At 63.8% G+C, this 14,843-nt stretch carries 13 protein-coding genes; 6 read left to right on the top strand and 7 right to left on the bottom strand.

Annotated features, from left to right (window positions below; all coding sequences use genetic code 11):
• Window positions 1-827 (top strand): XdhC family protein (locus B3873_RS21565; protein ID WP_286868974.1); only part of this gene is annotated, 827 nt, incomplete at its 5' end.
• A 104-nt stretch (window positions 828-931) separates the two neighbouring features.
• Here the strand turns inward: B3873_RS21565 and B3873_RS21560 are convergent.
• The 7 genes from B3873_RS21560 to B3873_RS21530 form a co-directional block, all read right to left on the bottom strand.
• On the bottom strand, window positions 932-2,290 hold the full coding sequence (locus B3873_RS21560) for a c-type cytochrome (protein ID WP_286868973.1): 1,359 nt from the start codon (window positions 2,288-2,290) through the stop codon (window positions 932-934).
• A gap of 18 nt (window positions 2,291-2,308) precedes the next feature.
• Complete coding sequence (locus B3873_RS21555; protein ID WP_286868970.1) at window positions 2,309-4,561, bottom strand: xanthine dehydrogenase family protein molybdopterin-binding subunit; 2,253 nt, start codon at window positions 4,559-4,561, stop codon at window positions 2,309-2,311.
• Window positions 4,558-5,172: a (2Fe-2S)-binding protein gene (locus B3873_RS21550; protein ID WP_286868967.1), complete on the bottom strand. Its 615-nt coding sequence runs from the start codon at window positions 5,170-5,172 to the stop codon at window positions 4,558-4,560. The genes B3873_RS21555 and B3873_RS21550 overlap by 4 nt, the downstream gene beginning before the upstream one ends.
• A gap of 248 nt (window positions 5,173-5,420) precedes the next feature.
• Window positions 5,421-5,870, bottom strand: coding sequence for a DUF2442 domain-containing protein (locus tag B3873_RS21545; RefSeq protein WP_286868965.1), 450 nt, complete (start codon window positions 5,868-5,870; stop codon window positions 5,421-5,423).
• Window positions 5,867-6,295: a DUF4160 domain-containing protein gene (locus tag B3873_RS21540; RefSeq protein ID WP_121040991.1), complete on the bottom strand. Its 429-nt coding sequence runs from the start codon at window positions 6,293-6,295 to the stop codon at window positions 5,867-5,869. Before B3873_RS21540 ends, B3873_RS21545 begins: the two co-directional genes overlap by 4 nt.
• A gap of 242 nt (window positions 6,296-6,537) precedes the next feature.
• Entirely contained in the window at window positions 6,538-7,602 is a 1,065-nt protein-coding gene (locus B3873_RS21535) for an aldose epimerase family protein (protein WP_286868961.1), read from the bottom strand.
• Entirely contained in the window at window positions 7,599-8,864 is a 1,266-nt protein-coding gene (locus tag B3873_RS21530) for a XylR family transcriptional regulator (protein ID WP_039783179.1), read from the bottom strand. The genes B3873_RS21535 and B3873_RS21530 overlap by 4 nt, the downstream gene beginning before the upstream one ends.
• A gap of 324 nt (window positions 8,865-9,188) precedes the next feature.
• On the opposite strand from B3873_RS21530, the gene xylF reads away from it, so the two are divergent.
• The 5 genes from xylF to B3873_RS21505 form a co-directional block, all read left to right on the top strand.
• Window positions 9,189-10,205, top strand: a complete 1,017-nt coding sequence (gene xylF, locus B3873_RS21525; protein WP_034330283.1) for a D-xylose ABC transporter substrate-binding protein — start codon at window positions 9,189-9,191, stop codon at window positions 10,203-10,205.
• A 108-nt stretch (window positions 10,206-10,313) separates the two neighbouring features.
• Window positions 10,314-11,870, top strand: coding sequence for a D-xylose ABC transporter ATP-binding protein (gene xylG, locus B3873_RS21520; protein WP_039783177.1), 1,557 nt, complete (start codon window positions 10,314-10,316; stop codon window positions 11,868-11,870).
• A gap of 25 nt (window positions 11,871-11,895) precedes the next feature.
• Window positions 11,896-13,086, top strand: a complete 1,191-nt coding sequence (locus B3873_RS21515; RefSeq protein WP_205703722.1) for a sugar ABC transporter permease — start codon at window positions 11,896-11,898, stop codon at window positions 13,084-13,086.
• A gap of 76 nt (window positions 13,087-13,162) precedes the next feature.
• On the top strand, window positions 13,163-13,954 hold the full coding sequence (locus tag B3873_RS21510; protein ID WP_034330287.1) for an SDR family NAD(P)-dependent oxidoreductase: 792 nt from the start codon (window positions 13,163-13,165) through the stop codon (window positions 13,952-13,954).
• 33 nt (window positions 13,955-13,987) lie between these two features.
• Window positions 13,988-14,843, top strand: an 856-nt coding sequence (locus B3873_RS21505) for a dihydroxy-acid dehydratase (protein WP_286868954.1), incomplete at its 3' end; no start/stop codon positions are given.

The raw sequence follows: 14,843 nt of genomic DNA, 5'->3' as shown, positions 1-14,843 counted from the left end.
ACCTGCTGTTCCAGTCCCTGCGCCAGCGCCCCGCCACATGGGGCCAGGCAGGATCACCGCAACAGGTGCGCTACGGCATCGATGCCGATGAAGCGCATCGCTTCGGCCTGCCCTGCGGCGGTACGCTGGCGCTGCTGCTCGAATTCGATCCCCCGGCGGGCATGCTGGACGAACTGGTGAGTACGCTGGAACGTGGCCAGCTGGTCTGTCGCCGCGTCGATTGCCATGATGGCAGCAGCCGCATCGAGGTCAGCGAGTCACCGGCCGAACTGCTGTTCGATGGCAATACGCTGCGCCATACCATGGGGCCGGATTACCGGATGCTGCTGATCGGTGCCGGCATGCTGGCCGAATACCTGGCGACGATGGCGCTCTTCAACGGCTTTGCGGTGACGATCTGCGATCCGCGTTCGGAATACCTGGGCAGCTGGTCGGTGGAGGGCGTGCGCATCGTCACCGATATGCCCGATGATGCGGTGCTGGATTTCCGTCCCGATCAGCGCAGCTGCGTCATCGCCCTCACCCACGATCCCAAGCTGGATGACCTGGCACTGCTGGAAGCGGTGGCCAGTCCCGCCTTCTATGTCGGTGCCATCGGTTCGCGCCGCAATAGTGCCGCGCGCAAGGACCGCTTGATCACCCACTTCGAGCAGACCGAAGAAAGCCTGGCGCGCCTGCGCGGGCCCATCGGGCTCTATATCGGCAGCAAGACGCCTTCCGAGATCGCGGTGAGCGTGATGGCCGAGGTGCTGGCCGTCAAGAATGGCGTGGCCTTGACGCCGGTGCATTCGGTGGCGGCGATGAAGACGGCCGGTACTGCGTTCTAAGTTTTCATCCTTCGCGCCAGCTTTTCCTCTTTCCTCCCGTCATGAAAAAAGGACCGCTGCCTGCAAAGGTCAGCGGTCCGAACGGGACTTCATGAAAAAACGATTCAGCGCATCTGCAACACGATGGGATTGCTGCTGGCCGGATTGGTACGGTCGCGCAGAGTCTTGACGTCGTCCACCTTGACCGCACCGCCATGATTGCCCCAGCTGCTGCGAATGAAGCTGAGCACGTCGGCAATCTCGGCATCGCTCAACTGGCTGCGGAAGGGCGGCATGCGATACGAATCCGGTACGCCATCAGCCACCACGCGCACCGAGCCATTCAAGGTCACGTTGATGGCCGATGCATCCTCCTTGGCCAGCGAGGAGACGGCACCGGCCAGCGGCGGAATCCACGGCGCACGCCCGCGTCCATCGACCGCATGGCAGGCCGCGCACTTGGCCATGTAGGTGCGTGCAGCGGGGCTGTCCAGGCGTTGTGCGGCCAGGGCGGTGGTGGTGCCGTTATCGTATTTCCACGGATCACCATCGCGCTTGGGATCGCCCGGCAGCGACTTCAGGTAACGGGCGATGGCCTGCAGGTCCTGGTCGCTCATGAATTGCGTGGAGTTGTTGAAGGCATCGGCCATGGAACCGAACACCACCGCGTGCTGGTTGCGGCCGGTCTTGAGGAATTGCACGACCTCGGCTTCACTCCAGCGTCCGATGCCGGTGTTGACGTCGCCGCGCAGGCTGGGGGCATACCAGCCATCGAGCAGCGCGCCGGACAGGTACAGCGGATGGCCGCCATCGAGCCCCTTCTCGTTCATCGCCACGCCGCGCGGCGTGTGGCAGCTGCCGCAGTGGCCCGCGCCCTGCACCAGATAGGCACCGCGATTCCAGAGGGCATCCTGTTTCGGATCGGGCTGGTAGGGATGCGGGCTGGTAAAGGCCAGGTTCCAGAACGCCAGCGGCCAGCGCATGTTGAGCGGCCACGGGATGTCGCTCTCCTGGTTGGCCTGCACCACCGGCTTCACGCCATGCATGAAGTAGGCATAGAGCGCGCTCACATCCTCATCCGACATCTTGGCGTAGGACGGATAGGGCATGGCCGGATAGAGCCGGTGCCCATCGCGTGCCACACCGTGACGCAGCGCGCGGTCGAATTCGGCCAGGCTGTAGTCACCGATGCCGCTGCCGCGGTCGGGCGTGATGTTGGTGGCGTAGATGGCACCGAGCGGAGTGGCCATCTCCAGGCCACCGGCGAAGGGCTTGCTCTTGGGGGTGCTGTGGCAGGCCACGCAATCGGCCTGGCGCGCTACATACTCGCCGCGCTGGATCAGCGCGGCGGAGGGAGGCGGCGGCGCAGCTGCGCTGTCGAAGGGCGAGGCCGGAGTGCGCAGGGCGACCCAGGCTGCGGCGATCAGCAGCGCGGCGAGGATCAGCAGGAAGACGCGCAGCTTGCCGTTTTTTTGATCAGTCATGGATGCGTCAGTCTGCCATCAGGCCTTGAAGGTGTAATGCGACAGCGGCATGCTGCGAATGCGCTGGCCGGTCAGGTGCGAGACCGCATTGGCCACCGCCGGCGGCACGGCCGGCAGGGGCGGTTCGCCGATGCCGCCCATCTTGGCCCCGCTCTCGATGATCTTGACGTGCACGCGCGCCATGCGCTGCGGCGGCAGGATGGGATAGAGATCGTAATTGCGGGCCACCCGTGCGCCTTCCTTGTAGACCACTTCTTCCAGCAGCACCTGCGACAAGCCCAGCGTGACGGCTCCGTTGACCTGGGCCTCGACAATGGCCGGGTTGACGATGCGGCCCGGATCGATGGCTTCCCAGATGTCATGCACGCGCACCTGGCCGTTCTCGATGGAGACTTCGGCAATGGCAGCGGTTTCGGTACCGAAGGCTTTGGCCATGGCCACACCGCGCGCGCGGCGCGTGCCGTCGGGGGCGGTGAAGGGGCCCCGCTTCCATCCGCCGGAGAGATCCACGGCCGCCTTGAGCAGCGTGGTCAGGCGATCGTTGCCCTGCAGCAGGCGCAGGCGCACATCAAGCGGATCCTGGCCGCCCTTGTCGGCGATTTCGTCGAGGAAGGCTTCGTAGAAAAAGTCATTCATCGAATTGCCGACCGAGCGCCAGTAACCGACGATGGGCGGATTCTTCACAAAACGCTGGCCGACGCGCTTGTGGGCAAACTGATAGGACTTGCCGGCCAATCCTTCCAGCGCAGTGGGGTCGATCTTGTTGCGCTTGTTGGCAATCGATTCGGTCGGCCCTTCGGTGGCGCTGATGGCCTCGATGGCGATGGGGAAACCCTTGTCATCAAGGCCGGCACGGAACTGCACTACCGCCATCGGGCGCATGGTGTCGCGGGCGAATTCTTCTTCGCGGCTCCAGATCACCTTGACCGGGCGGCCCACGGCCTTGGCCAGCTGGATCGCCTGCGGGAAGGGCATGGCCGTCTCGTACAGGAAGTGCCGGCCGAAGAAGCCGCCCAGCAAGGGCGAATGGATGGTGATCTTCTCCGCAGGCAATCCGGTCTGCTTGGCGATGGCGGCCTGGAACATTTCCGGTGCCTGGTTGGGGAGCCACATCTCCAGCGTGCCATCGGCGTTGAAGCGGGCCGTGGCCGAAGGCGGTTCCAGCTGGGCATGATTGAGGTACTGGCTGCGGTAGCTGGCTTGCACCACGGTCTTGGCACCGGCCAGGGCCTTGGCCACATCGCCTTCGGTCTCGGCTTCATCGACGGCGGCAGTGGACTTGGCCAACTGCTCGGCAAACCCTTCGGTGGAAAAGTCGGCCGGCACATAGCGGCGATCCGGTGCCGGGCCGGGATCGCTCCAGTCCACCTGCAGCGCTTCCACTGCACGCTTGGCATTCCACCAGCGCTCGGCCACCACGGCGACAGCGCCCGGCAGGCGATGCACCGAATGCACGCCGGTCATCTTGCGTACCTCGGCTTCATTGCGGATGCTGCCGACCTCCAGGCCCAGGCGCGGTGCGTGTTGCACGGCGGCCTGCAGCATGTTCTCGACTTGCGTGTCGATGCCGTATTGCGCGCGGCCCGTGGATTTGTCCAGCACGTCGAGCCGGGCCAGCGGCTTGCCGATCCAGCGGAATTGTTTGTCGTCCTTGAGCTTGATGGTCTCCAGCGGCGGATTGGGCAGGTCCAGCGCCTTGGGCGCGAGTTCGCCATAACTGATCGACCGGCCACTGGCCGCATGCATGACACGGCCGGGCTCGGTGGTGAGGCTTTCCAGCGGCACCTGCCATTGATTGGCGGCCGCCTGCAGCAGCAGGTGGCGCGCCAGTGCACCCACACGCCGCATGGTCGGATAGCTGGTGCGCACCGACATGCTGCCGCCGGTGATGCGGATGCCGATGTCCATCACCTTGTACTGGTCATTGGCGGGCGCGTTGTGGACCACGAAACGTGCGGGGTCGGCATCGAGTTCTTCGCCGACGATCTGCGCCATGGCCGTGAAGATGCCCTGCCCGCCTTCGACGAAGGGACTTTGCAGGTGGATGCTGTTGTCGGGACGGATTTCCAGGAAGGCCGGCACGCGCGTGCCGGGCGCTGCCGGCGCAGCATTGGCCTGGGCACGGGCATTGCCGGCCGGCAAGGTGAAGCCGACCACCAGCGAACCGGCGGCGGTGCCGGCCGAGGCCAGCAGGAAGCGGCGGCGCGAGACATTGACCGGCTCACCGTCCGGCGGCAATTCGTTCAGGGGAAGATCATGCGGCTGGTTCATGCTTGCTCCTTGCCGGCCTTGGCCTTCTGGGTCTTGCTCCACTGGATGGCGGCGACGGCCCCCACGCCGACCACGGCGGCAGCGGCGACGGCGGCCTTGTTCATGCCGTCGGCAGCGACGGGTGCGGTGGGCGTGGTAGACGCAGCAGCGGCGGCAGGTGCGCCGGTACCGCCGGAAAGCTCATGCATGGCGGCCTTGATGGCGTTGTAGGTGCCGCAGCGGCAGAGGTTGACCATGGCGCCGACGATCTGTTCGTCGCTGGGCTGGGCCACCTGTTTCAGCAAGGCGGTCGCAGCCATCACCTGGCCGGACTGGCAATAGCCGCATTGCGGCACCTGGTGCCGGACCCAGGCATCGACCACTTTCTGGCCGACCGGATCGGCGGTGACCGCCTCAATGGTGGTGACCTTGCGTCCGGCCATGGCGCCGACGGGCATGACGCAGGAGCGCAGCACCTCGCCATCGACCATCACGGAACAGGCCCCGCACTGGGCCAGGCCGCAGCCATATTTGGTGCCGGTCATGCCGAGTTCATCGCGGATCACCCACAGCAGGGGGGTCTCGGCATCGGAGGTGATCTGGTAAGTCTTGTCGTTGATCTGGAGTTCCATGGTTCCTGCCATCGGGGTTGAGAACGCAAGCCAGCGCGGACGGGCGCTCTGGAGGGGAAGTGAAGGACGCAGCAAGGCGACACTAAACAATATCCCCGCATGATGGCGCATCACGCGGGGACTGATTAGCTGAGCCGGGCTTAATGGGGATATTAGACGAGCTAATGAATTCTCGTCGGGAGATGAAGGAAAATGTCGAAAACACGCAAGCGCTCAGGTTGAGCGCAACGGCGTGCAGGTCGTCCGGGCTAGCTGGCGTCGGTCAGCTTGCGTGGCCTTCCGCCTTTCCGGCCATTTTCGCGTACGGCCAGAATCTTGGCCTCGCTGCTGCGGCTGCCGTTGCGGGCTGCGGCAACAGTGGTTGCCAACTTCATCAGAGAAGGGCTGGACGCAACCAGTCCTTCAATGGAGACATGCAGGTCCCGTTCCTCAAGACACAGGGCACTGCCGGCGTAGCCGATCTCGATCCGCCGCAATTCAGCTACGCTCAACGCAGCGAACTCCGGATAGTTGTCGATGGGAAGCAGGATGCCAGTTTTGTCGGCAAAACAGATCGCCAGAGATTCGAGACCGGGCATATACGTTACCTCGACGGCCTGCAAACTGGAACGTCGTCGCTGCTGGCCCAAAGCAATGGCGTGCTCCAGAACTTCGTCGGTGACGGGAGAATTGTCACGCTTCTTTGCTTTGATCGTCATAGTTCGATCTCCAAGGGACGTGCTTGTCCCGCAAGTTGCAATTCGGTCCGGTCGCGCAATGGCACGTAGCGTGCCCAGAGGATCGCGACGGCATTTCTTCGCCATAGGCTGGGACTCACCACCTCTTCACTATCCTTGTCCCAGTGTTGATGATCAAGGCAAACCGACTGTCGGCTCAGCCACCAGCGCTGGCGAGCCAGCCTCAGATTCACCGGCTGCTCAATCACTTGTCTCAGCTCTTCCAGCAGCGATGCCGCCGGAGCAATCCATAGTGGATTCACGTCCCACAAAGCAACGCCGTTGTGCCAGAAGCTGAAGCGAAACCGGGCATCCCAGCGCCCATTACCCACGTGCACGTGCGGCGGACAGTGCTCGTTACGAGTAAAGACCGAAACGCGCAAGCCCTTGTGCGAACAGATTTTCATAAACCTAACCGTTAGGTTATTTGAACGAAAGCCCCACGGCAAGTCCCGCGTTTGAGCGAGACGACCCACCAGCGGACGCTGGGCGCAAATACAACAGATATGCAGATGGGGAGATGGAAACGGCGCTGTACTCAACAGCGCCGTTTCCGGGGAGGCTAAGGAGGGAAAGAAGAGATGTCAGCGGCAAGGGCGAAGGTAACGCCGCTTTCTAAAAAATTTTCAATACGTTCTCACGGTGCAGTTTAGTCCCGCACCCCCAAGCGATACACGGTAGTCTGCCGATACACCTGCCCCGGCCGCAGGATCACCGCTTCGCGCAGCGGCGTGTTGACCTGGTCCGGATAGGACTGCGCCTCCAGGCAGAAGCCATCATGGATGGCATACGGCTGCTCGCCCCGACCCTGTACGCCGGACAGGAAATTGCCGCTGTAGAACTGCAGCCCGGTCTCGGTGGTGGAGACGCGCAATTCACGCCCCGACCCCGGCTCGTAGACGCTGGCCACTTCGCGCAGGGTCTGCGCCACGCGGCTCTGGCCCGGCTGCGGTTCGTGTTCGCTGCGCAGGCAATAGCAATGGTCGAAGCCACCGGCCAGCTTCAGTTGCGGATCGGGCCAGTCCAGGCGCGGACCGATGGGGGCCGGCTGGCGGAAATCAAACGCACTGCCGGCCACATCGGCGCGGCCCTCAGGAATCAGCTTGGCATCGACCTGCAGGTAGCCATCGGCCTCGATGGCGATGATGTGGTCGCGGATGTCGGAGGTGCCACCATTGAGGTTGAAATACGCATGCGAGGTCAGGTTGATGGGCGTGGCCGCATCGCTGGTGGCGGTGTAATCGATGCGCAACTGGCCCTCGTCATCCAGGCGGTACAGCACCGACGCCATCACCGTGCCCGGAAAACCCGCCTGCCCGGCCGGCGAGACCAGCATCAGGCGCAGGCCTTCCGGATCGGGCTGCACCTGCCAGCGCTGGGCATGGAAACCTTCGCGGCCGCCGTGCAGGTGGTTCTGGCCTTCATTGCAATCGACCTGGTGCGCCACGCCGTCGAGTTCGAAACGGCCGCCCGCGATGCGGTTGCCCCAGCGCCCGACGATGGCGCCGAAATACGCCGGGTTGTTCGTGTATTGCTCGACCCGCTCAAAGCCCAGCAGGACGTCGGCCTCGCGGCCATAGCGATCGGGTGCCCACCAGTTGACCATGGTGGCCCCCAGGTCGCTGATGGTCACGCGCATGCCGGTGTGGTTGCGCAAAGCGTAGAGACGGATGCCGTCCGCAGAAGTGGTGTGGGAGAGGGTGAAGTGCGTCATTTTGTGGTGGTAAGAAGGGAGGGGCCCGTGGTTTTCTTCTTGGGCCGGACGGCAGGGGCGGACGGTGCAGCCGAGCGCTCCAGTCCGGCGGCGAATTGTTCCTGGTACTCCCTGGGCGTGCAGCCCAGTTCGCGTTTGAAGACGGCGTGCAGGTATTGCACGGTGGTGAAGCCGCAGCTGACGGCGATCTCGGCCGCATGGCTGCCGGCCTGCTCCAGCATGCGCTTGGCGGCTTCCAGCTTGAAGCGCAGGATTTCATCATGAACGCTGCGGCCGAGCTCGCGGCGGAAATACCATTCCAGCGACGAGCGTGAAATGCCCACGTAATCGGCCACCTGGTCAGTCTTGATGCCCTGGCAGGCGTACTGGCGGATGAAGTGCAGCGCCTGCATCACGTGCGGATGATTGCGCACCTCGTGGCGGCTGGAGGCCAGCACGTTGATGCCGACCGGCGGCACCATGATGCGCGTGTCCGGAAAGCGCGCCCCATGCAGCATCTGGTGCAGCAGGTGCGCAGCGGTGCGGCCCATCTCCACGCTGCCCTGGATCACCGAACTCAAGGGGATGCGCGTCAACACGCGAGCCAGCGGATCATTGTCGATGCCGATCAGCGCCACCTGCTCCGGCACCGCAATGCCGGCGAACAGGCAGGCCTGCAGCAACTGCCGCGCCCGCGCGTCGGTGACGGCGATGATGCCCACCGGTTTGGGCAGGCTGCGCACCCACGCGATCTGCTGCTCCACGGCGGCATCCCACGATTGCGCGCTGGTGCCCACGCCGCGATAGATGTGTCCGGTGATGCCATCAGCACCGGTGAGGTCGGTGAAGATGCGCTCGCGCTCCTGCGCCCAGCGATTGCAGGGCGACTCGGGCAAGCTGTACAGGGCGAAATGCTGCAGGCCGGCTTCGATCAGGTGGTCGTAGGCCAGCTTGACCATCTTGTAGTTGTCGGTGGCTACATAGGGCCGGTTGGCCGGATATTGCGAAGGGTCGGCATAGGAGCCGCCGATGGCCACCACCGGCAGCTGCACGCCTTCCAGCGCGGCGGTCGTCACCGGATCATCGAAGTCGGCAATGATGCCGTGCCCGGCCCAGCGCTCGATACCCTGCGGGCGGCAGCGGAAATCCTCCTCCAGGTACAAGTCCCAGGAGGCACGGGTGCTGCTGATGTATTCGCCGATGCCGGAAATGATTTCCCGATCGAAGATCTTGTTGCCATTGAAGAGCAACGCAATCCGGTGCACCGTGGGGGTTTTTGCCACGCTGTGTCTCCTGGTTGCCGGCGTCGTCAGGCGCGCCGTTCTTGTATTCGTCGAATTGTAGCGAGCCATCGTCGAAATGACGGATATGTGCTCCTGCAACAAAAAGAATCACTAAGCCGTTTGGTGAATTTCGTAATTGTAGAGGGGATTGGCCCGGGGCTAGTATCCCCCTCGCACCATCATGCGGCGTAGACCATTCCTGACAAGCTCGGCCCCACGCGCCATTGGAAGCGATTGTCCCAAAACGGGCCACCGGTTCCACCCGGTCACGCCGCTTCAAAAATCATAATCAATTCAAATTCAATTCAAATCGGAGACTGGACTATGAAGGCAATGCTGAAGAAGACCGTATTGGCGCTGATGACCGTGACCACCCTGTCCATGGTGGCCGGCAGCGCCATGGCCGACGCCAAGAATCCCAAGATCGGTTTTTCCATCGATGACCTGCGCGTGGAGCGCTGGGCGCGCGACCGCGACTTCTTCACCGCCGCCGCTGAAAAGCTGGGCGCCAAGGTCTATGTGCAATCGGCCGATGCCAGCGAGCAACGCCAGATCTCCCAGATCGAGAACCTGATCTCGCGCGGCGTGGACGTGATCGTGATCGTCCCCTTCAACGCCACGGTCCTGACCAACACCATCAAGGAAGCCAAGAAGGCCGGCATCAAGGTGCTGTCCTATGACCGCCTGATCCTGAATGCCGACGTCGATGCCTACATCTCCTTCGACAACGAGAAGGTCGGTGAAATGCAGGCCGAGGGCATCCTGAAGGTCAAGAACAAGGGCAACTTCTTCCTGCTGGGCGGCTCGCCCACCGACAACAACGCCAAGATGTTCCGCGAAGGCCAGATGAAGGCCCTGAAGCCCTACATCGACAAGGGCGACATCAAGATCGTCGGCCAGCAATGGGTCAAGGAATGGAACCCGACCGAAGCCCTGTCCATCGTCGAGAATGCACTGACGGCCAACAACAACAAGATCGACGCCATCGTGGCTTCCAACGACGGCACCGCCGGTGGCGCGATCCAGGCCCTGGCAGCCCAGAAGCTGGCCGGCAAGGTGCCGGTCTCGGGCCAGGATGCCGACCTGGCCGCCGTCAAGCGCGTGGTAGCCGGTACCCAGACCATGACCGTCTACAAGCCCCTGAAGCAGATCGCCACCGAAGCGGCCAACCTGTCCGTGCAACTGGCCCGCAACGAGAAGCCGACCTACAACGCCCAGTATGACAATGGCTTCAAGAAGGTCGACAGCCTGCTGCTGAAGCCCATCCTGCTGACCAAGGAAAACGTCAAGGTCCTGGTCGATGACGGCTTCTACACCCAGGCCCAGATCGACGGCCGTTGATTCCTGAGTGACGAACGCCGGCTGCCGCAACGGTAGCCGGCGTCGCTTTCTGCGCCCCCGGCAAGGCCGCCGGGCGCAGGCTCCAGAGGCTTCTTGGAAAGAACAGGCATGTCCGAGTATCTGTTAGAAATGAAAGGCATCGTCAAGAGCTTTGGCGGTGTGCGTGCCCTGGACGGCATCGACATCAAGATCCGCCCCGGCGAATGCGTGGGCCTGTGCGGTGAAAACGGCGCGGGCAAATCCACGCTGATGAAGATCCTCTCCGGCGTCTATCCCCATGGCACCTGGGATGGCGAAATCCTGTGGGACGGCAAGCCGCTGCAGGCCCATTCGGTGCGCGACACCGAAGCCGCCGGCATCGTCATCATCCACCAGGAACTGATGCTGGTGCCCGAGCTGTCAGTGGCCGAGAACATCTTCATGGGCCACGAGATCACCCTGCCCGGTGGCCGCATGAACTACCCCGCCATGTATCGCCGCGCCGAAGAACTGATGCGCGAGCTGAACATGCCCGACATCAACGTGGCCCTGCCGGTCTCGCAATATGGCGGCGGCCACCAGCAGCTGGTGGAAATCGCCAAGGCGCTCAACAAGGATGCGCGCCTGCTGATCCTGGACGAACCCTCGTCGTCGCTGACCGCCTCGGAAATCGCGGTGCTGTTGAAGATCATCAAGGACCTCAAGGCGCGCGGCGTGGCCTGCGTCTACATCTCGCACAAGCTCGACGAAGTGGCCGAGATCTGCGACACCATTTCGGTGATCCGCGATGGCAAGCACATCGCCACCACCCCCATGCAGGACATGGATGTGGACAAGATCATCACCCAGATGGTCGGCCGCGAAATCACCGCCATGTACCCGGAGCGCAATCACGCCATCGGCGAAGTGGTGCTGGAAGCACGCAACATCACCTGCTACGACATCGACAATCCGCGCCGCAAGCGCGTCGATGATGTCTCCTTTTCGGTGCGCCGGGGCGAGATCCTGGGCATTGCCGGACTGGTAGGTGCAGGACGCACCGAACTGGTCTCGGCCATCTTCGGCGCCTATCGCGGACGTTACGAGGGGCAGGTGCTGCTCGAAGGCAAGCCGGCCGATACCGGCTCGCCCCTGAAGTCCATCCGCCAGGGCCTGTGCATGGTGCCGGAAGACCGCAAGCACCATGGCATCGTGCCGGACCTGGATGTGGGCCAGAACATCACCCTGACCGTGCTCAACCGCTTCTCGCGCGGCACCCGCATCGACAGCAGCGCCGAACTGAAGACCATCCAGGGCGAGATCAGCCGCCTGCGCGTGAAGACTGCCTCGCCCTTCCTGCCCATCACCGGACTCTCGGGTGGCAACCAGCAGAAGGCGGTGCTCTCCAAGATGCTGCTGGCCCAACCCAAAGTATTAATTTTGGACGAACCCACGCGCGGCGTGGACGTCGGGGCCAAGGCCGAGATCTACCGGCTCATTTCGGAGCTGGCCAAGCTGGGCCTGGCCATCATCATGGTGTCCTCGGAACTGGCCGAAGTGCTGGGCGTGTCGGATCGCGTACTGGTCATCGGCGAAGGCAAACTGCGCGGCGACTTCGTCAACGACAACCTGAGCCAGGAAACCGTGCTGGCCGCTGCCATCAACCAGCCCGTCCCGCAAGCGTCCCCACGCGCGGTGGCGGTCTGATACAACATCACAAGGTGAATTCGGTATGACTACAAGCAATCTGAGTAGCGCCAGCGGCGCTGCCATGGGTGGAGCAGGCGGCATGGCCAACCTGAAGCTGGTGTTTCGCCGCTACAAGATCATCGCGCTATTGATCGCCATCGCCATCATCTGGGGCTTCTTCAGCTTCATGACCGATGGCGGTTTCCTCACGCCCCGCAACCTGTCGAACCTGCTGCGCCAGATGTCGGTGACCGGCATCCTCGCCTGCGGCATGGTGCTGGTCATCATCGCCGGTGAAATCGACCTCTCGGTGGGTTCGCTGCTGGGCCTGCTGGGCGGCATCGCCGCGCTGCTGGACGTGAGCCATCACCTGCCGCTGGCGCTGAACCTGGTACTGGCGCTGGGCTTCGGCCTGGGGCTCGGCTTGCTGAACGGCTACCTGACCGCTTACCTCGGCATTCCCTCCTTCATCGTCGGTCTGGGCGGCATGCTGGCCTTCCGCGGCATCCTGCTGGGCATTACCGGCGGCCTCACCATTGCGCCGGTGTCGGACAACATGGTCTATCTGGGCCAGGGCTACCTGCCGCCACAGATCGGCGTGGCGCTGGGCATCGCCTTGTTCGTGCTGGCGGTGGCGCTCACGTGGATGAGCCGCGTCAACCGCAGCCGTCACGGCCTGCCGCTGGCAGCCCTCTGGCGCGATGGTCTCAAGGTGCTGGTCATCGGTGCGGTACTGCTGGCCTTCGTGCGCACGCTCAACAGCTATGACGGCATCCCCGTGCCGGTGCTGCTGTTGCTGGGACTGCTGGGCCTGTTCAGCTACGTGAGCACGCAGACCGTGTTCGGCCGCCGCATCTATTCGGTGGGCAGCAACATGGAAGCCACCCGCCTGTCGGGCGTGAACGTGCAGGCCGTCAAGCTGTGGGTGTTCGGCATCATGGGCCTGATGTGCGCGCTGGCCGGTCTGGTCAATACCGCCCGCCTGGCTGCAGGCTCGCCGTCGGCGGGCAACATGGGCGAACTCGATGCGATTGCAGCCTGCTTCATCGGCGGCACGTCCATGCGCGGCGGCTCCGGCACCATCTATGGCGCGCTCATCGGTGCACTGGTGATGGCCAGCCTCGACAACGGCATGTCCATGCTGGACGTGGGCACCTACTGGCAGATGATCGTCAAGGGCAGCATCCTGGTGCTGGCGGTGTGGGTCGATGTGAGTACCCGTTCGGGCCGCTGAGCGCAACACTGAACAAATTGTTTATATCATTTCCGGGCCGCATCTGCGGCCCATCCTATCCTCTGGAGCATCAAGCATGACCGCAGCTACCCCCACCGTCTTCGAACACGCCCTCTATCGCAGCCTCGCCGGCAAGCGGGTCGTCATCACCGGCGGCGGCAGCGGCATCGGTGCGGCGCTGGTGGAAGCCTTCGTCGGGCAAGGGGCGCAGGTGTGCTTCCTCGATATCGCCACCGAACCCTCGGAGGCACTGGTGGCCTCGCTCAAGGATGCCGCCGTGGCACCGCGCTTCTTCCCCTGCAACCTGATGAACCTGGAAGCCCTGCGCGCCACCTTCACCGAGATCGAGACCGTCATGGGCGGCGTCGACATCCTCATCAACAACGCCGCCAATGATGACCGCCACAAGAGCGAAGACGTCACCCCCGCCTACTGGGATGAACGCCTGGCCGTGAACCTGCGCCACCAGTTCTTCTGCGCCCAGGCGGTGCTGCCGGGCATGCGGGAACGCAAGGGCGGGGTGATCCTCAATTTCGGTTCGATCTCATGGCACCTGGGCCTGCCCGACCTGACGCTGTACATGACCGCCAAGGCCGGCATCGAAGGCATGACCCACGGCATGGCGCGCGACTTCGGCCGCGATGGCGTGCGCGTCAATGCCATCATCCCGGGGGCCATCCGCACCCCGCGCCAGACGCTGCTCTGGCACACCCCCGAAGAAGAGGCGAAAATCCTGGCTGCGCAATGCCTGCCGGTCCGTGTCGATCCGCATGATGTCGCGGCGCTCGCGCTGTTCCTGTCCTCCGACAGCGGTGCCAAGTGCACCGGCCGCGAGTACTACGTCGATGCCGGCTGGCTGGGCGCGTAACTTATCCACACGCCTTTCGGCCCAGAGGAATCCATGAACAAGCCACACGCCACACCCCGCCGCTTCCGCTCTCAGGACTGGTTCGACAATCCGGACCACATCGACATGACGGCGCTCTACCTGGAGCGCTTCATGAACTACGGCATCACCGCCGAAGAATTGCGCTCGGGCCGTCCCATCATCGGCATCGCCCAGAGCGGCAGCGACATCAGCCCCTGCAACCGCATCCACCTGGAGCTGGCCAAGCGGGTGCGCGATGGCATCCGCGATGCGGGCGGCATTCCCATGGAATTCCCGCTGCATCCGATCTTCGAGAACTGCCGCCGTCCGACCGCCGCCATCGACCGCAACCTGGCCTACCTGGGCCTGGTGGAAATCCTGCATGGCTACCCCATCGATGCCGTGGTGCTCACCACCGGCTGCGACAAGACCACGCCCTCGCAGATCATGGCGGCGGCCACCGTCGATATCCCGGCCATCGTGCTTTCCGGCGGCCCCATGCTGGACGGCTGGATGGATGGCGAACTGGTCGGCTCCGGATCGGCCATCTGGAAGGGCCGCAAGCTGCTCTCGGCAGGCAGCATCGACAACGAGAAATTCCTGGAGATCGCCGCCGCATCGGCCCCCTCCTCCGGCCACTGCAACACCATGGGCACCGCCTCCACCATGAACGCCATGGCCGAGGCGCTGGGCATGTCGCTCACCGGCTGTTCGGCCATCCCCGCCCCCTATCGCGAACGCGGCCAGATGGCCTATGAAACCGGTCGCCGCATCGTCGGCATGGCCTATGAAGACCTGCGTCCCTCGGCCATCCTCACGCGCGAGGCCTTCCTCGATGCCATCGTGGTCAATGCCGCCATCGGCGGCTCCACCAATGCCCCGCCGCACA

It is taken from the genome of Herbaspirillum sp. UBA812, from assembly GCF_002296545.1.
In the GTDB taxonomy this organism is placed as follows: Bacteria; Pseudomonadota; Gammaproteobacteria; order Burkholderiales; family Burkholderiaceae_D; genus Herbaspirillum; species Herbaspirillum huttiense.
This window is presented reverse-complemented; position numbering and strand designations above follow the sequence as displayed.

What these genes read in the sequence shown, in the direction of transcription:
- B3873_RS21560 (WP_286868973.1), bottom strand. Translation starts at nt 2,290, where the DNA reads ATGACTGATCAAAAAAACGGCAAGCTGCGCGTCTTCCTGCTGATCCTC.
- B3873_RS21555 (WP_286868970.1), bottom strand. Translation starts at nt 4,561, where the DNA reads ATGAACCAGCCGCATGATCTTCCCCTGAACGAATTGCCGCCGGACGGT.
- B3873_RS21550 (WP_286868967.1), bottom strand. Translation starts at nt 5,172, where the DNA reads ATGGAACTCCAGATCAACGACAAGACTTACCAGATCACCTCCGATGCC.
- B3873_RS21545 (WP_286868965.1), bottom strand. Translation starts at nt 5,870, where the DNA reads ATGACGATCAAAGCAAAGAAGCGTGACAATTCTCCCGTCACCGACGAA.
- B3873_RS21540 (WP_121040991.1), bottom strand. Translation starts at nt 6,295, where the DNA reads ATGAAAATCTGTTCGCACAAGGGCTTGCGCGTTTCGGTCTTTACTCGT.
- B3873_RS21535 (WP_286868961.1), bottom strand. Translation starts at nt 7,602, where the DNA reads ATGACGCACTTCACCCTCTCCCACACCACTTCTGCGGACGGCATCCGT.
- xylF (WP_034330283.1), top strand. Translation starts at nt 9,189, where the DNA reads ATGAAGGCAATGCTGAAGAAGACCGTATTGGCGCTGATGACCGTGACC.
- xylG (WP_039783177.1), top strand. Translation starts at nt 10,314, where the DNA reads ATGTCCGAGTATCTGTTAGAAATGAAAGGCATCGTCAAGAGCTTTGGC.
- B3873_RS21515 (WP_205703722.1), top strand. Translation starts at nt 11,896, where the DNA reads ATGACTACAAGCAATCTGAGTAGCGCCAGCGGCGCTGCCATGGGTGGA.
- B3873_RS21510 (WP_034330287.1), top strand. Translation starts at nt 13,163, where the DNA reads ATGACCGCAGCTACCCCCACCGTCTTCGAACACGCCCTCTATCGCAGC.